Source organism: Streptomyces sp. NPDC059718 (assembly GCF_042733315.1).
Taxonomy (GTDB): domain Bacteria; phylum Actinomycetota; class Actinomycetes; order Streptomycetales; family Streptomycetaceae; genus Actinacidiphila.
In genome coordinates this window covers 1-19,410 of sequence record NZ_JBHWGA010000088.1, presented here as the reverse complement: position 1 = coordinate 19,410, position 19,410 = coordinate 1, and the positions used below count along the sequence as shown (strand labels likewise).

Genomic DNA, 19,410 nt, shown 5'->3' with positions numbered 1-19,410 from the left:
CCGACTCCCCGGCCCATTCCCCCTGCATGCCTACAAGACTGGCCCCGACTCCACAGAGCCGGGGCCAGAACCCGAGATTTTCAGCAGTCTTCTAGGCTGTCGCCGTGCTCCTGATCCACGACGGGGAGGCCGCCCCCGACGCGCCCGTCCTCCGTACCGGCGGAGTCCCGCTCGTCCCGGAGGGCTTCGTGTGGCCGACCTGCCGGAACTGCGCCGGGGCCCTGCAGTTCCTCGCGCATTTGCCCGTTGACGGTGGCGCGGTCGCCGTCTTCTTCTGCCAGAACGACCCGGGCATGTGCGACGACTGGGACGCTGCGGCGGGTGGCAACCGTGCCTACCTGTTCACCGGCATGCTCACCCCGGCCGCCGCCCCCGCCGAGGGCGAGACGCTGCTCGGCGCCGTCACCGCGCTGCGCCCGCAGCCCGTCGGCGTCGCCACGACGGCGCCCGTCCTCGGACGGCTGGGCGGCGAGCCGGACTGGCTGCAAAGCGACGAGACCCCGTCCTGTCCCTCCTGCGCCGCGCCCATGGCGTTCACGGCGGAACTGGAGGAGGGCCACGACCACACCACCTCCGCGAACTTCGGCGGCGGCGGTAGGGGTTACACCTTCGTCTGCCGTCCCTGCGAGCGGGCCGCGTTCCTCTGGCAGTGCTGACCGCGTGCCCGCCGCCACTCGGGGCGCCCTCGTGCGCCTCTCGTGGTGACCGTCCCGGCCCGCAGGGCTCGTAACGCGATATCAACTCGACTTTCTCATATCCAAGGACTCACTCCGACGCCCGGGAAAACGTCCCTATCAGGTAGGAACCCGTACACCTTTTCCTTGGACGCAACCGCCTGCGTATGGCCCCGGGCCATGCTCGACGCCTGCTCGAGCAGGGCATCGGCCAAAGACCGCGCCAACGCCCGGGGGACTGCGCCCGAGGCCGCCCGGAAAGGGAGGGGCACGTTGCCATCCGCGCGATGTCGGAAGGTGTGCAGAAGTACCATGCCGTGCATGGATGAGGATTTGACAATTGCCGCAGGCACCAATGAGAACACGGAGATTTCTGCTGGTCATCGCCGTCTTCTTACGGCAGTTGAGGCATCAATCATGCCCCATTAGGCCATAAGTGGACACCGCACGCATCGCTCGATACGGTCGAAATGCAGGCGCCACAAATGCAGCTGTAATCCGACTACGCACGCGAGGAAGTTGGCGCCGCAAGCCGGAAGCCACCGGCCCTCATGGTGCCCAGTGCATCGCGGTGTAGATACCGCTCCCCGGATCGCGACCCGCACCCGGGATGTGCCCTGGCCAGGTTCAGGCGCCATGTACACGTACTGTCTCGAAGAAAGAGGATAGCTATGCGCGCGAAGCGAAGCATCGCGATCATGGCGAGCCCCGTCGCCGCGGCAGCACTGGCGTTCTCGCCGGCGCTGATGACGCAGGCGGCAGCCGACACCACAACCATCTCGGCAACGACGACCTCGCGAGCCGCGCTCCTTCCTGCGGACGACGCCTCCGAGGGCAAGACGAAGGGTGCGAAGGACGGCAAGCGGGACGGCCTCAACTTCAAGTGCGACTACCGGCACTCGTACGCTCCGGCAAAGGCCACGGAGGACTACAAGGACGCGTACGACCTGGCGTACCGCACCAGCTACGACAACTACTGTCGTGGTGAGACGGCTACCAATACGCCCGCAGGTGCCAACGACGCCTCCGAGGGCAAGGCGAAGGGTGCGAAGGACGGCAAGCGCGACGCTCTCACCCTCAAGTGCGACTACCGGCACTCTTACGCTCCGGCAAAGGCCACGGAAGACTACAAGGACGCGTACGACCTCGCATACCGCACCAGCTACGACAACTACTGCTAGGAAACTGGGTCGGTAACCGGCCAGCAGACCGATGACTGTGACCAGCGGTGGGCCGGTCACGGCCATCGGGCTGCCTCCGACTGGATGAAGTTCCGGTGCCTGCTCACAGGGCCGCTGCACGGGCCGAAACCGAAACCCCCACGATGGCTTGCTTTGCGGTGGCGGTAGACGTCCGTTCAAGCCCCACGGCAGAACAACACTCGCTTGGAGATCTAGGCCTCAGCCCATTCCCGGTTCGCCCGCGGCCCTGTCACCGCACGGATGGTGCGCCGCTGCCGAGCACGCCGTGTTCCGGTAAGCCGGCACGCGAAATAGACGAGGAACGAGATCGTCGTGACGTAGGGGCTGATGGGGATGCTGCTGCCGAGGGCGAGAAGGATGCCGCCTTCGACAGCGAGGATGGCGAAGAGCACGCTCAACAACGGCAGGAGCACGGGGGAGGCGGTGACCCGTCCGGCCGCTGCCGCGGGGGTGACGACCAGGCTGAGGACGAGAAGCGCTCCGACGACCTGCACCGACAGGGCGATCGTGATTCCCAGGAGGAGCATGAAGGCCACGGAAAGCCCCCGGACGGGCAGGCCGCGTGCTTCGGCGACCTGCGCGTCGGCGCTCGCGAAGGTCAGGGGACGCCAGATGACGGCGAGGGCGATCAGCACCAGCGCGGACACGGTGAGCATCCATCCGGTCTGCGGGTTGTCGACGGCCACGATCTGGCCGGTCAGCAGGCCGAACTTGTTGGCCGCTCGCCCCTTGTAGAGGGCGAGGAACAGGACTCCGAGGCCGAGCCCGAACGGCATGAGGATGCCGATGACCGAATTGCGGTCGCGGGCGCGGGAGCCCAGAACACCGATCGCCAGGGCGGCGACGAGCGATCCGACGATCGAGCCCGCCACCACGTTCACCCCGAGCAGCAAGGCCGCAGAGGCGCCCGCAAAGGACAGTTCGCTGATCCCGTGTACGGCGAAGGGCAGGTCGCGGAGCACCACGAAGACGCCGGCCAGTCCGCCGACCAGCCCCAGCACGCCGCCCACGATGAGGGAGTTGCGCACCAGGCCGAGCAGAGCGCCGTAGTCCTGGAAGTTGAACATCTGCTGCCACATCTCGGCCGCTGTCATGGGAGCGCTCCGTCTGATTCGTGTGCGTCCGCGGCGTCGAGTCCCGGGTGGTGCACGGCCTGCTGGTCATGGGTACCGACGACGACGATCCTGCCCCGCACCCGCAGGACGTCGACCTGGGAGTCGTACAGGGCCGACAGGGATTCAGACGTCAGCACGTCCTCCGGGGTACCGGTGCGGTGTCCGTGAGGGGCGAGGTAGAGGACCCGGTCCACCAGGTCGAGGACGGGGTTGATCTCGTGCGTCACGAACACCACGGCGGTCCCGTGGTCCCGGCGCCTGCGGTCGATGAGCTCGGTCACCGCCCGCTGGTGGTGGAGGTCCAGGGAGAGCGTGGGCTCGTCGCACAGCAGCACGCGGGGATCGGTGGCCAGGGCCTGGCCGATGCGCACGCGCTGCCGCTCGCCGCCCGAGAGGGTGCCGAGGGGCGCGTTCGCGTACGCCGACGCCCCGACGGACTCCAGGATGGCGTCGATACGCTGCCGGTTGGCTGCACCACGTCGGCGGAGCCCGAACCGGTTCCCGTCCAGGCCGTAGCCCACCACGTCGCGGGCCCGCACCATGTCGTGCGCGGTGGCCGTTCCCTGCTGCGGCACGTACCCGATGTGGCGCGCGGCCCGCCGGGGATCGTCGCCGAGCACACGCAGGGTGCCTGAGGAGAGCGGCCGGCGCCCCAGAAGGGCGTGGACCAGACTGGTCTTGCCGGAGCCGTTCGGTCCGAGCACCGCCCAGAACTCCCCGGGCGCCACATCCAGATCGAGATCCTTCCAGAGGGTGCGGTCCCCGTACCGGAGACCGCCGTTCCTCATTTGGATCAGCGGCGCCGGCCTGCCGTGAACGTCCGCGTTCCCGGTGCGGGGCCCGGGGAACGACGGCGAGGGACGCCTGGTCACTTGTTCAGGGCGTCGGCGAGCGCGTCGACGTTGTCGCTCATCCACGTCAGGTAGTCCTTGCCTTCGGGCAGGGTCTCGGTGACGGGCACCACGGGCACACCGGCCGCCTCGGCCGCCGACTTGACCTTCTCCGTCGGGGCACCGGAAGTCTGCTCGTTGTAGACGAGGGCCTTGACCGTCTTCTCGGAGAAGAGGTCCAGGGTGGCCTTGAGGACCTTGGCGGACACATCGTCGCCCTCCTCGATGGCCTCGCTGAACTCCTCGGGTGTCCGGTTGGCCAGGCCGGACGCTTCGAGCAGGTAGACCGGCACCGGCTCGGTGATCGCCACGCCCTCGCCGTCGTGCGCGGACTTGAGGGCGGCCTCCTTGTTCTCCAGCGCGGTGAGGCTCTTGTTGAAGGCGGCGGCGTTCTCGGTGAAGGTGCCGGCGTGGTCCGGGTCCGCCTTGCCCAGGGCATCGGCGATGCGGTCGGCGATCTTGCTCACGGAGGGGAAGTCGTACCAGACGTGCTCGTTGAGTTCCCCGCCGGCCGGGGCGGTCCGGCCCGAGACCTCGACGGCGTTGATGACGTCCGCCGAGGCGTTGCCGCTCCCCAGCATCCGGTCGACGAAGTCGTCGTACCCGCCGCCGTTCTCCACCACGACCTGCGCCTTGGACAGGGCGAGCTGGTTGCGGGTGTCGGCCTCGAAGGAGTGCGGGTCCTGGTCGGGGTCGCTGATGATCGAGGTGACGTCGACCCGGTCGCCGCCTATCCGCTCGACGATGTCGCCGTAGACGTTGGTGGAGGCGACGACGGTGACCTTGGACGCGGAATCACCGCTCTTGGCACGTGCAGCGTCGTCGGAGGAACTGCCGCAGCCGGTCAGCACGCTGAGCGATGCCGCACCGGCCAGCAGGATGGCGAGGCGGGAAGAGGACTGGGACATGAAGGAAGCCTCCAAGGGCTGCGAAGGGGAGCTGTTGAGGGGGCGTACGGCCACACGCTCACGGGCAGCTTAGATGAAAACGACTACCACTTTCGACAGGGGTTGGGCAAAGAGCATCCTGAAGGTCGCCATGCACGGCCTGAGTGCGCGAATGGCGCGCGGGCGGTCCAAGCCCGGCAGGCTGCCGTGCTGCTCGTCGCCCCCTGCCTGGCAAGCGGCGACGGCTGTCGCCGCTCCCCGAGCCCCCGTGCGGGCGGCTTTTGAAACGGAAACCATTTTCATATAGCGTGGCCTCGACCTTCCCGAGGAGTGATCTGTCGTGGCCGTTCCGAAGCGCAAGATGTCTCGCAGCAACACCCGCCACCGTCGGGCTCGGTGGAAAGCCGTCCCGGCCGAGTTGGTCCCCGTCGTGGTGGACGGCTCGGTGTACCGGGTTCCTCGCAGGCTGGCCAAGGCCTACGAGCGTGGCCTGCTGCGACCGGAGAGCTGACTCGCGTGGCACACGACCGACTGCCCGTGACGGTGTTGTCAGGCTTCCTGGGCGCGGGTAAGACCACGCTGCTCAACCATGTGCTGCGCAATCGTGACGGCCTTCGCGTCGCGGTGATCGTCAACGACATGAGCGAGGTCAACATCGATGCCGCGCTGGTGCGCGGCGGCCAGGCGGCCCTGTCTCGCACGGAGGAACGCCTGGTCGAGATGACCAACGGCTGCATCTGCTGCACGCTGCGGGACGACCTGCTGGAGGAAGTCGCCCGGCTGGCCGGAGAAGGCCGTTTCGACTACCTGCTCATCGAGTCCAGCGGCATCTCCGAGCCGATGCCGGTAGCAGCCACCTTCGCTTTCCCCCGCGACGACGGCGCAACGCTCGGCGATCTGGCTCAACTGGACACCATGGTCACCGTGGTCGACGCCGCGAGCTTCCTGCCCGAACTCACTGGTGGGGACGGTCTCGTCGAACGCGGACTCGACCAGTACGAGGACGACGAGCGTACGGTCAGCGACCTGCTCATGGATCAGATCGAGTTCGCCGACGTCATCGTGGTCAACAAGCTGGACCTCGTGGATGACCACGCCGCCGCCCGGCTTCAGGCCACGCTCATGCGCCTGAATCCAACTGCGCGCATCGTGCCGGCCCGGCACGGGCAGGTCGACCTGCGTGAGGTGCTCGGCACCGGGCGATTCGACCTGGAACGAGCTCAGCAAGCTCCGGGGTGGGTCATGGAACTCAACGGCGACCATGTGCCGGAGACCGAGGAATACGGGATCTCCAGCACCGTCTTCCGCTCCGAACGCCTCTTCCACCCAGGGCGCCTGTGGGCCTTCGTCACCGAAGCCCTCGACAGTGGCGTTTTCGGACAGGTCCTGCGTTCCAAGGGCTTCTTCCGCCTGGCCGGCAGGCCTCAGGTGACGGGGCTGTGGTCACAGGCCGGTTCCATTGCGCGGTTCGAACCATCAGGCACGCTGGAGGCAGGCTCGAGCCACCTCAGGAGCTGGTCTTCATCGGAGTGGGCCTGCGCCCGGAAGCCCTGCACGCGGCGCTGTCGGCCTGCCTCATGGCCGACGGGGGAGACGTCGCGATCACCGACCCCTTTCCCGAGTGGCTCGTCCACGAGGTGACCGACGCCTGCGAGCACGAGCACGCAGGCCAGTTGACGCAATCCCCCTAGCTCCCGGGCCGGGGTCGTGGGCGTCTCGCAGCAGCCACCATCCGATGCTCGCGCCGCAGAGCACTGCCTTGATCCAGGTGGCCGCGGAGAAGCGGAAGGCGAAGGCGCGGCTGAACGTGCCGGACTGCAGGGCGATGAGTTGCGGTCGACCATGGGGCCGACGCCCAGGAAGGCGAGCCGTGCGGTCGAGCGGAACCCGGTGAGTCCTGCGGTGGGAGTGTCAGTGGGTGTGCCGTTCGAGCCAGGGGACGATGTGGTTGATGTAGCCGTCGATGTTGGACAGGGGTTTGCCGGGCAGGACGGCGATCAGGTGCTCGATGCCGAAGGTCTGGTCCCAGACGCGGGCGCGCCTGTAGGTGTCGTGGTCGACGGCGTCGTGGATGGTGCCCCAGCCGTGCCAGGCCATGCAGGCGGCGTCGATGGCGGGGTCGAAGGGCAGGGCGAGGTCCCAGTCCAGGACGCCGATGAGTTTGCCGTCGGGGCTCCAGTGGACGTTGGAGCCGGCGAGGTCGCCGTGGACGAGTGCGTCGGGTACGGGTTCCAGGGCGATCGCGTCGTCGAGGCGGCGCCGGCCTTCGTCGCGCCACCGTGCGGGCAGGCGGGGGATGACGTCCTCGGCCAGGATGCCGGCCCAGCCCCGTGTGGGGGTCTGGTCCTGGGCAGCGGTCAGGGCCTGACGGAGATCCGCCGTGAGGGGGACTTCCCGCAGGGCCCGCAGGAGTTCCCCGATCTGCTCCGGGTCCCCTTCTCCTTCGGGCAGTGCGACGCCGTCGATCCAGGACACGGCAACGGCGGCACGGCCGTCGAAGACCGCGACCGGCGTGAGCGGCTCCGGTACGGCGAACGGCAGACCGGCGGCCTCGATTGCGCGTAGCAGTTCCATCCGGCGTGGCAGGGCCTCCGCCGCCGACGGACGCTTGCTGATCCGCACGGCCGCGACGCCGGGCAGCAGCACGACATGATGGACGTTGCCATCGGCAGCCAGACGCACCCGATCCAGGGGAGCGCCCGGCACAAGCGCATCGACAATCTCCAGCAGGTCCGCGGGTACTCCGCCGCTCATGATGAATGCTCTCCCGTGTCGCCGAGGCCCGGCCCCTGTCTCGTCGCCACGAAGGCTAGTCGCTCACTCGCGTACAGCTGACCTGCGCCGACTGCCGCGGGAGAGAGGGGGGATGAGCCGGGTCGACCTCGAGGCCGTGCAGGGGGCCAGACTGAACTCTTCCTGAGAATCCAGCTCACCCGCTCACGATGTTGGTTACCAGCGCATGCCGAGTGGGTTGGGATGACGCCGTTCAACGTCGGCCAAGAGTTGTGCGTCCTGCCAAGGCACGGTGACTCGGCACGACACTGCTTGAACCGGGGCATCGGTCTCCGTGCCGCGAGCACACACGGCCGTTCCTACCTACGCGATCAAGTGCTCGTGCCCTCTGGCCATGGCCTTCCTCTTTTCGGGAGGGCCGCCAGGAGTGGCGTCCCCCGAGCGTGGGCCACTCCATCTGACGGCATGCGCCATCAGATGGAGTAACCTGGATTACAGCTCGCAAAACGGTGCAAACCGCCACCCTCTCGACGAGGTCGGTGACGCCGTGGTCCGGGCGGAGCAGATGGGCAGGCAGGGAAAGGTTCTCCTTGTCCTCAGAAGCGATCCCGTCTCAGCCGGGCGCGTGCCCTTAGGTGCACGCTGCCGAGATGAAAGGTGGCACCGACATGGGCGGCTCTCATGAGGATGCTGTCCGCGACGAGGTTGGGCACTGGTTCTTCGATGATTACTTGCCGACCTGGGTAGCAGTGGGAAGCGGTGCGATTCCCCGGGGGCCGGAGTTCATCCTTGACTACTGGGCGGCGCCGCTGCATATCAGTGGGCCGGCGTCGCGTGACTCGCTGCTCGACGGTGACGCCGTCATCGGCTGGCTGGAACGCCATCAAGCCGCGTTGCGGGCGCAAGGTTATTCGTACACCGCCGTACCTGACAGCAGGATGATGTTCTACCACGATGCCGGGGTCGCGATCGAGGTGATCTGGTCACGTCGTCGTGTGGACGACAGCGAGATCGAGCGTCTTGCTGTCCATTTCGAAGTGGCTCGGGAGTCCGCGGGGTGGAGGGTGGTCGGAATTCAGCATGTGTCAACGACGGCGGATTCATTGAATATGGTGTGGCAGGCAGGGAGCTGATCAGCGGAGCAAGTGGCGCTGCAGGGCCGGCAACTCGGTTGCGACCTGTGTTGCCGGCACGATGCCCTCGAGGACCTCGTGCGCCCGCTGTGGGACCGGCCGGTTCCGGCGGATCACCGGACGCTTGCGCTCGGCCACACCGGTGTGCATTCTTCGTTCCCGCGACACGCTGAAGCAGCCACCGCCCTCTACGGGGTCGACGTGAGGTACCTGCTTCGCGAGGTCGGGCGACCAGGCGGCGGGGCGACCGGGCGGCGGGCAAGAAGACATAATCGTGGATACCGCTCTGCAAGCCCTCCAGTGGAACCGCGCGCACCTCCGCCGAGTCCACAGCCGTCGACTGGCTCACACCCAAAGAGACCGCAGAGCGCATGTCCTATTACTGAGATTCCGCGCGTGATGTCGCCTGCAACAGCGCCTTGAACTGCGGCAACTCTTGGCTCATGTACGACATCCCGCCGAGATCATCAGTAGTAGGTGCGGATGCCCAGGTCGTCGAAGTCTGCCCACCGATGCTCTTGGTCCCATCCGGTTGAGGCAGCACTGCCGAGAGCCTCGATCACATCATCACAACTTGCCCCGAAGCGCAGGGGTCCCACGCTCTCAAGCGGCACCCACGTCCACTGCGGCCGGCCCACGTCCGGAGCAATCTTCTGTTCCCACCACCACATAAGCACCCACCGTGAACATGCCGAATCCGTGATCAGCATCATCACACGCGATGTTCCACAGCAGCGAAGTACCGCCTCCCGGGCAACCGGTTCCGAAAACTGACGCACCCAGAGGCTGGGTGACAACCGCGATGACGCCATTGCCTGACTCATCGCATGTCTACGGAGCCGGTGGCTGCTCAACGACGGCCGTGGCGATCACCGCCACGGGATGGGCTTCTGGCAGCTCGCTCAGAGGAATACCGGCACGCAGAGATTCTGCCGGACCGGCCACCAGCCTTGAAGGGGCGCCGCAGCAACGATCCAAGGCACCGAGGCACGCCATGAGTCGTAGCGACCGGGGCCAGGCCAGGGCCGCCTCTGGGCCGTCCGAGGGCACACAACGACGACCAACACTGGCAACCGCTGACCGCTCGATCGCCCCAGGTCACAGTGTTGATCGTCTAGGGAGACCCACGTCAGCAGACCCTGGATCGCTTCTTGTCTTCTGAGGGCACTACGGTCATGGCGGGGCGCTCAGGGATGGGAAGGAAGTGAGGTGTATGAGCGGGGACATCAGCGTCTCGGAGGAGTACGTCTGGCCCACGTCCTCCGGCATGTTCTGGTGGATCGTGGAGTACCTGAAGGAACGCGTCACCGACGAGTCCGTCTGGGCTTACGCCGACACGGACGGGTTTGAGGTGCTGAAGAACTTCCCGGTGTACCGCCTCCCGGAGCCCGGCCGCCACGAGGTGCTTCGCGTACTGGCAGAAAAGGTCCCGCTCGCCTACGGGGCATGGGCTCGTGAGCGCAGTTCGCTGTCCGAGGCCCAGATCGTCGGTGCGGTCCACGACCTGGAGATCCTGGCCATGATGGCCACTGAGGTGCTGCGCGAACTGGACGGCGGGAGCGCCGGGTGAAGTTCTACAGCATCTCCATCTCTCCCGAATACAGCTGGCTCATGTACTCCGGCAAGGAGCCGATTTTCAACCTGATCGTCGACGCCCTCCGCGAGGAGATGCCCGAACCCGGGGAACTCACGATCGTTCCCCGGCACGATTTTCCCGGTGAGAGCGGCCGCCATCTCAACCTGCTGACCCTGTCGGTCGACCGGTACCGGGCGGCACTCGCGGTGCTCGCGGACCGGGCAGTACCCCGGGCACGTACGGCGCTCTATGATGGCGAACTTTCCGCGGCCTACCCCAACCGGGAGTGGGGCGTAGGACGGGTTGAGGCGCTCGGGGACGTCAAGACGGTGGCGCTCATCGCCAGGAACGTGCTGGCCCGGATGGGCTGACCGGCCTCAGATGTTGCGGAAGGGGCGCTCAGCGATACGCGGTCGCTGCGTCTTGCTCAGTCGGAGAACCACACGACGAGGCGTACGTTGTCGGTACCGTGCTGTGCCGCCAGTGCCTTCATGGCTTCCCAGACGGGTTGCCAGTCGCCGGTTTCGGTGACGGCGTCTCTGCGGCGGATGGTGCCTGATCTGTAGAGCGTGCCCCCAATGAGGGCTCAGCGAAGTTGGTGGGGGTCGGGCCGGCACGGCGCTCTGGCCATTCGGAGACAGGGCCGTCTCGGCCGGCCCCACGGCTGGGTCAGCCCGGCTTGACCGCCAGCGTCGCAAAATAGTTCGACATGTATTGAGCGGATGCGTTGGATTGGTGCGGCGCTTCCGCGAAGCCGGTGAGGACGAACCCCGCGGCGAGTTGCCCGCCGATCTGGTCGGTGAGGGTGTGGCTGTATTCAAGAGGGGCATCCGCGCCGAACTTCGTGGCGCGTTCCTCGGCGGAGTACTGCGTGACATCGCTGTAGGGCAGCTTGTGCACGACGATCAGCTCGCCGCGCTCGTCGAGCGCCTCGTGGTCGAACAAGTACACATCAGGGTTGAGGAAGCCCACGAGCAGAGTTCCGCCCGGTCGCAGGACGCGGAAGCACTCACGCCACACCGGTGCCAAGTCTGGTACGAACAGGTTGGAGACCGGATGGAATACGACGTCGAATGTTGCGTCGCCGAAGGCGCTGAGGTCGCGCATGTCGCCTAGGACGGTGCGCAGCTCGAGTCCGTCGCGCGCCGCCACCATCTCGTCCTGGCCGAGCTGGCGGGGTGAGTTGTCGAATACGGTGACCCGCGCCCCTGCGGCGGCGAGGATCGGACCCTGCTGGCCACCGCCGGAGGCCAGGCACAACACGTCCTTGCCGGTCAGGTCCGTCGGCAGCCAGGAGCGGTCGACTGGCTCACGCCCGATGAGAACGATCGACCAGTCGCCCATGCGGGCGCGCTCGACATCCTCAGCACTTACCGGCCTCGACCACTCGTTGCCCTCTTCGACACACTTGTCCCAGGCTGCCCGATTGTGGGCAACGGGGTCGACAACAATGTCCTGCACGTTCAACTCCCTGCTACAGCCCAGCGGAAACCTGCGGTACTGACAGTTCGGTGCCGCTAGCCAACACGATTGCATGGTGCGGGCTCAACGAAATTAGCGGCATCGAGGTGTCCACGGGCTCGACGGGTGGTCGCGCAGCGGGTGCGTAGGCGCTGGTTGCCGGGGTTGCGGAAGCCGTAAGCGTCGCGGGCGATGGTCTTGAAGACCCGGTTGGTGCCTTCGGAGCCGGCGTTGGTGATCCCGGTGTGCAGGAACGCAAGGATCTCTGGCCACCATGTCCCGACGGTTGTGGCCAGGCGCTGCAGTTCGGGAAGGTCGGCGTCGGCGCATCGGCGGTAGGACCGGTACAGCAGATCGCGGACCTGTTCCCGGTCCGGGCGGGTCCGGACGGTGGCAAGCAGGTCCAGGAGGTCTTCCTTGGCGTTCCACGCAACGGCGATCGGCGCGCCGATCGCCCTGGGCAGGTTGGACAGCTCGTCGAGCAGAGCGTCGACGTGCTCGCCGCGCATCCGGGCGGCGGAGCGGGTGAACCGGTTGGGCAGTTCCCACTCGCGGTTGCCCTTGCGGCCGCGTCGGCCGCGGTGGGTCACGGTGGCCCGGCGGCGGACCTCGGGGCCACTCCCAGAGCCCCTTCGCCGCGCCGGTCACCGCTCGTCGATGACGATAGGACGACCACCCGACTCGCGGTGTCCAGTGCTCCTACCTGGGATTCCGTGCATTCTGAGGCTGCGGCGCCGTCCTGGCCTCCGCCGCACGCACTCGGGCAGGGCCGCGCTCCCGCCCGGCCCGCAGCTCCTCACGTGCCCGCACGAGTATCGGGCGGCCCAGGGCAGGAGTGAGCGCGTCACCACATCGCCGGGCCGGACCCGGGGGAGGGTCACCTTTCCGGACCTCCCTGCCGGCACCCCTCTCGGCGTGGGCCTGGGTGCCGAGTTCGAAGCGGTCGAACCGGAACTGCCCGAGAGAAGTCTCCTCGCCCTGTACACCGACGGCCTGGTCGAGACACGCGACCACGACATCGACGTGGGAATGAACCTCCTGGGCAGCGCCCTCGCCCAACGGAAGTGTTCTTTGGAAGACCTCTGTACCCGAGCACTGCGGAACCTCACCGGCCACGGGCCGTCCGACGACGTCACTCTGCTCCTGGTGCGAACCCGCTCACTCGGCCCCGAACAGGTCGCGCAGCGGGAAGAGGTGAAGCTCCTGGTAGATGAGTTGTCGACAGCGTTGATCGCCTAGGCGGCCCAGGTCAGCACACTCGGCCTGCCGTCAACTCAACCCCCGATCAACCAGGTTGGGAACGGCTCACTGAGGCTATGGACCATGCCTCACCTGGACAGGCGCTGACCTGTGGCAACGTGGGGTCATCACTGCTGTTCCCCGTGGCTCCCTGTTCGGCACCGCCGGACGGGGCACGGGTATGGCACGTACTATGGTTCGCCCATGAATCGCGTGCTCTGGACAGTCCTGGCCTTCATTCTCTCCGTTCTTGCGGTCAGCGGCCTCACCAGTGCCATCAACGGCGCCGTGGGTGCCAACAACTTGCCGAGCATCCTCGTCAGCCTCGCCGTCAGCACCGCTCTGTTCTTCGCTGCGCGCGGTGCGTGGCGCCAGGTGATCAGGAGCCAGTAGACGCTTCGACGAGCCGGTCAGTTCGTCTGGAAGTGAATCGGGCTTCCGCCGACCTGGGATAACCGGGGCGAGCAGCCCTGTGATCTGCGGGAAGCTCGTCAACGGTTGTCAGCGATGGGTGCCCCTGGGTGCTTGGACGGCCCAAGGACGGCCCTGCGATGACGCTCGCCGCGGGTCGACACCCGCTTTATGGGCACGACGGTCGCTGAGGTCTGCTGGGCACGCCAACTGGCCGCCTGGGAGGGGTGGCGGTCGGGCATGGGCGCAGAGGTTGCTGTACTTCGTTGCTGTGCAGCACTGTCGCGGGTGACTCGTCTCAGTGAGGTTTGACCGTTCGCTGTCGTACGTTCGAGGCTGTTGGGCTTGTGTAGGGCACGACGACGGTGGCCACACGGAGGCGACGCACTTTCGGCAATTCGGCAAGGTCGTCAACTGCGGGTAAGTCGACTGGGAGACCGAGCACTTCGCGAAGCTGGCGCTGGAGCGGATGCTCGCCCTGCCGTAGGGGCAGGATGGGCGCATGATCCTGCGCCCCTTGCGCGACACCGACGAGGACGCCGACGCGATAGCGGTCGTGGCCGCCGCCGCGTTCGGCGCCTCCGACGCCCTGCCCGGTGGCGGCCCGCCCGAGGAGATGCCTCCCGAGCTGTCCGCTCTGCTACGGCGGCGCAACCGGTACGTCGCGCGCACCGACCCCGGTGGCTGCTGGCTGGCCGTGGACGAGACCTCCGGCATGCCTCTCGGGGTCGCCATGTCCACGCGCCGCGAGGGGACCTGGGGGCTGTCGCTCTTCGCCGTGCTGCCCTCCGCGCAACGGCAGGGGGTCGGCCGCGAACTGCTCGCCGCCGCCCTTGCCTACGGGCGCGGCTGCCTGCGCGGCATCATCTGCAGCTCCCCGGACCCGCGGGCGGCGGCGACCTACCGCCGGGCGGGCTTCGCGCTGCACCCGGCGATGCGCCTGGAAGGCGCCGTCCGCAAGGGCGACCTGCGCGCGCCGGACGGCGCGGTGCACGAGGGCTCGGCCAAGCACCGCGACCTGATGGACTCCGTCGACCGGCGCACCCGGGGCGGCGCCCACGGCCCCGACCACGACCAACTCCTCACCGAGAGCGACCTGCTGATCGTCGACGACCTGGCCGGCAGCGGCTACTGCTACATCGACCAATACGGGAACGTACGGCTGCTCGCCGCCACCTCCCGCAGGCTGGCGACCCGGCTGCTCACCGCCGCGCTGCTGAGCCTGCCCGAGAGTACCCCTGCACAGGTCGCCAATTTGACGGCCGAGCAGCAGTGGGCCGTGGACGTGGGGCTGACCGCCGGACTGGAACTCAGCACGTCCGGCTGGGTCTGCCTGCGCGGAATGCGGCCACCGGAGCCGTACATCCCCTCGGGATTCTTCGGGTGACGTTGGAAGCACCTGGGGCGCCTACCCTGCCCCAGGCGCTTGAGTTCGTTCGACGTCAGACCTTGGCGAGGACCGACTCTCGCTCGGTCTCGTCGGTGCCGGTGCCGGTGGCAGCGCCGGGCCGCTTGAGCGCCTTACGCTTGGCCCGGCGCTCCCATGAAGGCGTTGGCGCGATCTTTGGCCGGTGGCCTGCCCGGGCTGGGGTCGGGCATGGCCAGGGGGCCATATGCTGGCCGCGAATCGGGCTGGCTCCTGCCTGCCCGCAACAAGCCCGATAGGCCCCCTGGTCTTGCTCGACGTCGGGTCCCGGACCGGGTGCCCAGCCGTCCGGCCGCATCGACGCGTGGCTCACGATCAGTGCCACTGCCTGGTGCGAGCAGCCCACCTGAAAGCCGATCTCCCGTAAGGACAGCCCCCTGGCCTTCAGACGCAACGCCAACTGCCGCTGCTCGACGGTCAGATGTGGACGCATACGCGAATCTCCCCAGCTCATCGAGAATCTTCCCGACTTACCAAGGTGTTGCGGCGACCGGCTGAATCCGCCACGTCAAGCCTCAACCGAGACCCGACAGCGATCGCTTCATGATCGTCTAGGGCGGACGTCAGGCGCACCCGGCGCTGCGCACGACAGAGGTCCGGTCGCCTTTCGGCCGCTGCGGCGCGCCACACCTACTCGCCGGCGTCGTCCCTGGTGTGCGGCTCTTCGGTGTCCGCCCTGGCTAGGTCGCGAAGGAGTGCCTCGATGACCAAGTGTTCCCGCATACGGTCCCGCAGTCCCGCTGACGCGAGCCTTCCCGCGATCCATACGTGCCTCGCGTTGCGGGGGTCGTACTCGAGAGGACGGCGCTGCCACGGGCGCCAGCGCGTCCAGCATCGCCGAGGTACCTCGTCTACCGTCACCAGCGGCGGCAGATCCACGTCGTCCATATTCGTCATATAACTGGGGTAATGGAGATGGCGGAAGAGGCGCCTCCTGGTGATGGTCGTCACATCGGTGGGCTTCCCTTCGCGCGTGGCACAGCGGCCGGGATCCCCACCAGGGAGGTCCTGGGCCGAAGCGGCCGAGGGCCGTCTCCCCGATGGCCTCGGAGGCTTGGTCGAGTAGTTGCCTGTGGTTGAGCGGCTCAGCGGTGAGAATGGCGCCGAAGGCGCGACAGACGCTTCAGCAGGGCGACATTGGCGATGGCGGCGCAGATCAACAGCGCCACGTTCAGCGTTGCGCTGCCGAGGCTCAGCCAGCCGGCCTCCGTCCCGTCCGGGGCTGCGGCAGGACCCCAGATCGAGCCGATCGCCGAGATCGCCGCATAACCTGCGTACATCGCCGGGAAAGCGATGGCGCCCGAGGGGAGGGTCAACGCGACGGCGGCCAGGTAGAAGGCAGCTCGTTCATCGACGGCTCCCGCTACGGCCAGACCTCCGATCAGCACCACGTAGGCCGCTTCCGCGAATCTTCCGACCATGCGCTTCATCTTCGCCCCCACCGCGCGCGCCTCGCCCACTGGGACCAGGGTAGGGCGGGCTTTCCCGCGACTGTCAGCGCCTCAACTTCCGTTCTCCTTGAGCCGCCCCGCGGCGTAGCGTGGTGGCCCGGAACCCCACCGAAGGAGCTCCGGGCCGCTGTGGCGGGCTGCCGACGGCGGCGCGGGTGAGGGCTGCGGGAAGTCCGGGCGGCTGCCCCGGAACTGGTGCACCGCTGCCAGGTGACTCCGAGGAGCTGAGGAACCTCCACCACGGCGACGAACTCCCTGTCGATCGGCGTCTTTCCTGGTCATGAAGTGCACCTCGCCCATGGACATGGAGGCATTGACGCCCGTTGTGTCGATCGCTGGGCGGACAGCCCGCATCCCCGCTGTCGTGGCAGGCCCGACGTTCCGAGCGTGGACCGCGCACCTGGGTCCGGCAGCCGCAGGACGGTCATACCTTGCCTCCGGCCGCCTTCTTGCGTGTTTCTCACTTGCCCCAGGCGCGCCGTTGCTCGTCTCGCTGGGCGGTGACATCGGGAATCGCGGCGATGGCCTCCGCACAGCGGCCCTGCTGGACCAACAAGCGGGCCAGGTCGGTTGCTGACCAGCGGCCGGGCACTTGCTTGCGGAGGTGTGCGATGGCCTCCTCCTCGCAGCCGTCCTTCGCGAGCAGCAGCGCGATGGTGACGTCCCGGTCGTCGACCTCGTCCGGCGGCAGTGCCTCTATCTCCGCGATGGCCTCACGGCAGCGTCCCACTTCACCCATCAGCCACCAGCGGTTGGAAGGGAGCCAGTGCCCGCTCTCCTCGAGGAACTCGGCGCTGCGCCCCTCCGTGAGTTCCAGGGCTCTGGCCGGGTTCCCGTGTTCGGCCAGCAGGAGCATCGCCGGCTGGAGGAGGTTCTCGTGGACGTCGTCGAACGTGTGCGCCACCGCCTCGATGGCCTCCTCGAACCGGCCCTGGCGGACCAGCAGCTCCAGCAGCTCGCTCCGGTACCTGGTCGGATACTCGCCGGCATCGATGAGGCGGCGCAGGTACGCCTCCGCGTCCCCGGCCCGCCCCAGGGCCTCCAGGGCCGTCACGTAGGGGCGAGCGGCGACGGACATCTGGGTGCCGGACGCGAGCTCGTGCAGCTCCTCGATCCGCCCGTGCCGCGCCAGCAGCTCGGTATAGAACTCAACGGTGTTCCGCGGCCCGTACCGGCGCGCGGCCACATCCGCGCCCAGCAATCCGATCGCCTCATCCACCCTGCCGGACCGTTCCAGGACGAGAGCCTGGGCGGGCAGGACGTCCCACAGGCCATGGCCGCCGCACTTGCACTGCTCTTGGCCGCGCCGGAACTCCTCGGCCATCGGGGCGAGCAGCTCCAGCACCCGGTCGTCGCGCCCTTGGCCCTCGGTCATCCGCACCAGGGACCGGAGCACCCACGCGTTGCACAGGTGCGGCACGAGCACGTCGATCGCCTCGTCTACCAGCCCGGCCTTGACCAGCACCTCGGCGTAGTCCGGCCACGTGTCACGCGTCTCCTCGTCCCGTGCCTCGGGGTCCGCCAGCTCCAATGCCCGGTCGATACGGCCCCATCCCGCCAGGACGTCGGCGCCAAGGCGGACCGCAGGCTGCCAGCCGGTGGCCGCGAACGGCTCGATGACATCCCAGGCCCGCGCGAACTCGCCCTCGGCGCACAGCCCGCGGACCGCGCCCTCGGCGCAGAACCAGTCCCCGCGTTCCCGCGCCGCCTCCACCAGAGGCTCCAGGCCGCCGTGTTCGAGGATCTCGTCCACGATCCGCGGCGAAACGCCGCCGAGATGAACCCGCTGCCACTCAAGATCATCAACATTCACGGGAGCACCCTAGGACCCCCCACTGACACCGCTCGCCGTACCGGAGGCCGCGAGGGCGGCGGCGAGTGCCGTCGCCTCACTTCGTGAAGCCGCGTGCAGTGCTGCGGAGGATGTGACGACCGGCTGCGCCGACGGGTGCCGTCACGGCGGGTTGGCCGCTGCCCGGCAGGCGCCGGTGGCGGCACCGCCCGGTACGCCGGCGCCGGTCAGGCCGCTGACACAGCCCTTCAGGTCACCGTGCACCCCCAGGGTGCACGCCGTTGTGACCGCGTCCGAGACCTCGACGCCCGTTTGCCGGACCATGTTCGTGCAGGACGGGATGTCCGCGTGGGCGGCGGGTGCGGCGAAGGCCGCGCCGCCGAGTGCGATGGTCAGACCGGTGAGGAAACCGGCGGTTCGGATCGACATGTGCATGGGAGGCACCTGCTCTCCGGGGCTGGTCGGGAATCCAAGGCGCCGAGCAGCGGATACGACCGGTGTACGACCGCGTAACCGGGCTCCGTCCCCGTCGGCTCGGCAGACCACCCCTTTATCCGACACTAGAACAGCGCGCCACCGTGCGCACTCCGGTTCGGCGCCGCTGGGACCCATCTGGCTCGTCCACCGACCGGCCTGCGGGCTGACCATGACGACAACAGAAGCCCACGCCTGTGACCAGCTCAGAGGCCGTGGGCTTCTGTCATTGCCGGTCGGCCTTCGGCTGTCCTCGGACGGCCCGGAGGCGGGCCCGCGAAGAGCACCCCGCGGTCCGGGTGGGGGTGGCGTTCCTGGAAGGCGACGGCTTCGCGGTCGCGTACTGGCGCTCGTACTGGTGGCACTCGGACGCGATCCGCAGCGCCCGCTGATCACCGGCGCGGTGGCTGCGTCGGTAGGCGACTTCTTGCATCCGCTATCGGTCAAGACATGCGGCCCTCGCCGGCTGCTGCGTATCGACACGGACAGCCCCATTCGGCTCCTGCGGTCCGCGCACGGCGGCCGGTGCGACACCTGCGGGGAACCGCGTCGAGTGGTGCGTACGTCCCGGCAGCACTCACGCCCCGCTCCACCCCGGCCAACTGTCCGCGGGCGCGGTTCCGTCCGTTTGGCGAGTGCTGGTACTCCCCAGGGACACTGCCCTGTCGGTGCCCCCCGCGATCACCTCGGCGCGGTCGCGGCCGAGCTGAACAGCCGGCCTGGCACAACGCTCGGCCGGGCAATGCCTGCTACCCGTCTGCGCGAGCTGATGGCTCCTCTGAACTGCACTTCCCCTACCTGGGATCGTCACTGCCCCAGGGGATAGACGAAGAGGTCGGGCCGGACGCCCCATGCGTTGAGCACGGTGATCAGCCCAGACTCAATTCCCGCCGACGATGCAGCAGCGGGGGGGGGGGGGGCGACCCCGCACAGCGGCAGGCGTAAA

The 19,410-nt window shown here is 68.0% G+C and carries 20 protein-coding genes and 3 pseudogenes; 12 read left to right on the top strand and 11 right to left on the bottom strand.

All coding sequences use genetic code 11. The annotated features are described in order from the left end of the window. Positions 1-104: 104 nt before the first annotated feature. The gene (locus tag ACFV3E_RS45050; protein WP_500542119.1) at positions 105-656 is read left to right on the top strand and encodes a hypothetical protein; all 552 of its coding nucleotides are present in this window, start codon (positions 105-107) and stop codon (positions 654-656) included. A 689-nt stretch (positions 657-1,345) separates the two neighbouring features. Beyond that, positions 1,346-1,855, top strand: coding sequence for a hypothetical protein (locus ACFV3E_RS45045; protein ID WP_500542118.1), 510 nt, complete (start codon positions 1,346-1,348; stop codon positions 1,853-1,855). Between the two features lie 212 nt (positions 1,856-2,067). Here ACFV3E_RS45045 and ACFV3E_RS45040 read toward each other — a convergent pair whose 3' ends face one another. The 3 genes from ACFV3E_RS45040 to ACFV3E_RS45030 all read right to left on the bottom strand — a co-directional run bounded on the left by ACFV3E_RS45040 (position 2,068) and on the right by ACFV3E_RS45030 (position 4,789). Continuing rightward, on the bottom strand, positions 2,068-2,970 hold the full coding sequence (locus tag ACFV3E_RS45040; RefSeq protein WP_500542117.1) for a metal ABC transporter permease: 903 nt from the start codon (positions 2,968-2,970) through the stop codon (positions 2,068-2,070). After that, positions 2,967-3,779, bottom strand: coding sequence for a metal ABC transporter ATP-binding protein (locus ACFV3E_RS45035; RefSeq protein WP_500542115.1), 813 nt, complete (start codon positions 3,777-3,779; stop codon positions 2,967-2,969). Before ACFV3E_RS45035 ends, ACFV3E_RS45040 begins: the two co-directional genes overlap by 4 nt. 80 nt (positions 3,780-3,859) lie before the next feature. Continuing rightward, on the bottom strand, positions 3,860-4,789 hold the full coding sequence (locus ACFV3E_RS45030; RefSeq protein ID WP_500542113.1) for a metal ABC transporter solute-binding protein, Zn/Mn family: 930 nt from the start codon (positions 4,787-4,789) through the stop codon (positions 3,860-3,862). A gap of 319 nt (positions 4,790-5,108) precedes the next feature. Between ACFV3E_RS45030 and rpmF the strand changes: the two genes are divergently transcribed. Continuing rightward, complete coding sequence (rpmF, locus tag ACFV3E_RS45025) at positions 5,109-5,279, top strand: 50S ribosomal protein L32 (RefSeq protein WP_500542111.1); 171 nt, start codon at positions 5,109-5,111, stop codon at positions 5,277-5,279. After that, positions 5,276-6,459 (top strand): annotated as a pseudogene (locus tag ACFV3E_RS45020) (GTP-binding protein). The gene rpmF and the pseudogene ACFV3E_RS45020 overlap by 4 nt, the downstream one beginning before the upstream one ends. A gap of 28 nt (positions 6,460-6,487) precedes the next feature. On the opposite strand, the pseudogene ACFV3E_RS45015 reads toward ACFV3E_RS45020, so the two are convergent. Further along, positions 6,488-6,669, bottom strand: a pseudogene (locus tag ACFV3E_RS45015) (permease); the annotation flags it as partial. A 10-nt stretch (positions 6,670-6,679) separates the two neighbouring features. Then, positions 6,680-7,522 (bottom strand): phosphotransferase family protein, encoded by an 843-nt coding sequence (locus ACFV3E_RS45010; RefSeq protein WP_500542109.1) that lies wholly within the window; start codon positions 7,520-7,522, stop codon positions 6,680-6,682. Positions 7,523-8,151: 629 nt separating this feature from the next. On the opposite strand from ACFV3E_RS45010, the gene ACFV3E_RS45005 reads away from it, so the two are divergent. The 4 genes from ACFV3E_RS45005 to ACFV3E_RS44990 all read left to right on the top strand — a co-directional run bounded on the left by ACFV3E_RS45005 (position 8,152) and on the right by ACFV3E_RS44990 (position 10,581). After that, entirely contained in the window at positions 8,152-8,634 is a 483-nt protein-coding gene (locus tag ACFV3E_RS45005; protein WP_500542107.1) for a DUF6841 family protein, read from the top strand. 12 nt (positions 8,635-8,646) lie between these two features. Next, positions 8,647-9,057, top strand: a complete 411-nt coding sequence (locus ACFV3E_RS45000; RefSeq protein ID WP_500542105.1) for a 4-hydroxy-2-oxovalerate aldolase family protein — start codon at positions 8,647-8,649, stop codon at positions 9,055-9,057. Between the two features lie 790 nt (positions 9,058-9,847). Next, positions 9,848-10,204 carry a hypothetical protein gene (locus ACFV3E_RS44995; protein ID WP_500542103.1) on the top strand — a complete coding sequence of 119 codons (357 nt, stop codon included), beginning with the start codon at positions 9,848-9,850 and terminating at the stop codon, positions 10,202-10,204. Then, positions 10,201-10,581: a hypothetical protein gene (locus ACFV3E_RS44990; RefSeq protein WP_500542101.1), complete on the top strand. Its 381-nt coding sequence runs from the start codon at positions 10,201-10,203 to the stop codon at positions 10,579-10,581. The genes ACFV3E_RS44995 and ACFV3E_RS44990 overlap by 4 nt, the downstream gene beginning before the upstream one ends. A 298-nt stretch (positions 10,582-10,879) precedes the next feature. On the opposite strand, the gene ACFV3E_RS44985 is transcribed toward ACFV3E_RS44990, so the two are convergent. After that, positions 10,880-11,671, bottom strand: a complete 792-nt coding sequence (locus ACFV3E_RS44985) for a class I SAM-dependent methyltransferase (RefSeq protein WP_500542099.1) — start codon at positions 11,669-11,671, stop codon at positions 10,880-10,882. Between the two features lie 56 nt (positions 11,672-11,727). Continuing rightward, positions 11,728-12,267, bottom strand: a pseudogene (locus tag ACFV3E_RS44980) (transposase); the annotation flags it as partial. Between the two features lie 61 nt (positions 12,268-12,328). On the opposite strand from ACFV3E_RS44980, the gene ACFV3E_RS44975 reads away from it, so the two are divergent. From ACFV3E_RS44975 to ACFV3E_RS44965, 3 genes are all read left to right on the top strand, one after another. Then, a complete protein-coding gene (locus ACFV3E_RS44975) occupies positions 12,329-12,910 on the top strand; it encodes a PP2C family protein-serine/threonine phosphatase (protein WP_500542097.1) in 582 nt (193 codons plus the stop codon). A gap of 204 nt (positions 12,911-13,114) precedes the next feature. Next, positions 13,115-13,303, top strand: coding sequence for a hypothetical protein (locus tag ACFV3E_RS44970; RefSeq protein ID WP_500542095.1), 189 nt, complete (start codon positions 13,115-13,117; stop codon positions 13,301-13,303). 520 nt (positions 13,304-13,823) lie between these two features. Further along, positions 13,824-14,708: a GNAT family N-acetyltransferase gene (locus ACFV3E_RS44965; RefSeq protein WP_500542093.1), complete on the top strand. Its 885-nt coding sequence runs from the start codon at positions 13,824-13,826 to the stop codon at positions 14,706-14,708. A gap of 55 nt (positions 14,709-14,763) precedes the next feature. On the opposite strand, the gene ACFV3E_RS44960 is transcribed toward ACFV3E_RS44965, so the two are convergent. The 4 genes from ACFV3E_RS44960 to ACFV3E_RS44945 all read right to left on the bottom strand — a co-directional run bounded on the left by ACFV3E_RS44960 (position 14,764) and on the right by ACFV3E_RS44945 (position 18,419). Then, positions 14,764-15,180, bottom strand: a complete 417-nt coding sequence (locus ACFV3E_RS44960) for a helix-turn-helix domain-containing protein (protein ID WP_500542091.1) — start codon at positions 15,178-15,180, stop codon at positions 14,764-14,766. A gap of 652 nt (positions 15,181-15,832) precedes the next feature. Then, the gene (locus tag ACFV3E_RS44955; RefSeq protein ID WP_500542089.1) at positions 15,833-16,207 is read right to left on the bottom strand and encodes a hypothetical protein; all 375 of its coding nucleotides are present in this window, start codon (positions 16,205-16,207) and stop codon (positions 15,833-15,835) included. A 451-nt stretch (positions 16,208-16,658) separates the two neighbouring features. Further along, positions 16,659-18,011 carry a tetratricopeptide repeat protein gene (locus ACFV3E_RS44950; RefSeq protein ID WP_500542087.1) on the bottom strand — a complete coding sequence of 451 codons (1,353 nt, stop codon included), beginning with the start codon at positions 18,009-18,011 and terminating at the stop codon, positions 16,659-16,661. Between the two features lie 141 nt (positions 18,012-18,152). Further along, positions 18,153-18,419, bottom strand: coding sequence for a hypothetical protein (locus ACFV3E_RS44945; RefSeq protein WP_500542085.1), 267 nt, complete (start codon positions 18,417-18,419; stop codon positions 18,153-18,155). Positions 18,420-18,661: 242 nt separating this feature from the next. On the opposite strand from ACFV3E_RS44945, the gene ACFV3E_RS44940 reads away from it, so the two are divergent. Beyond that, complete coding sequence (locus tag ACFV3E_RS44940; protein WP_500542083.1) at positions 18,662-18,856, top strand: hypothetical protein; 195 nt, start codon at positions 18,662-18,664, stop codon at positions 18,854-18,856. The last annotated feature ends 554 nt before the right edge of the window (positions 18,857-19,410 follow it).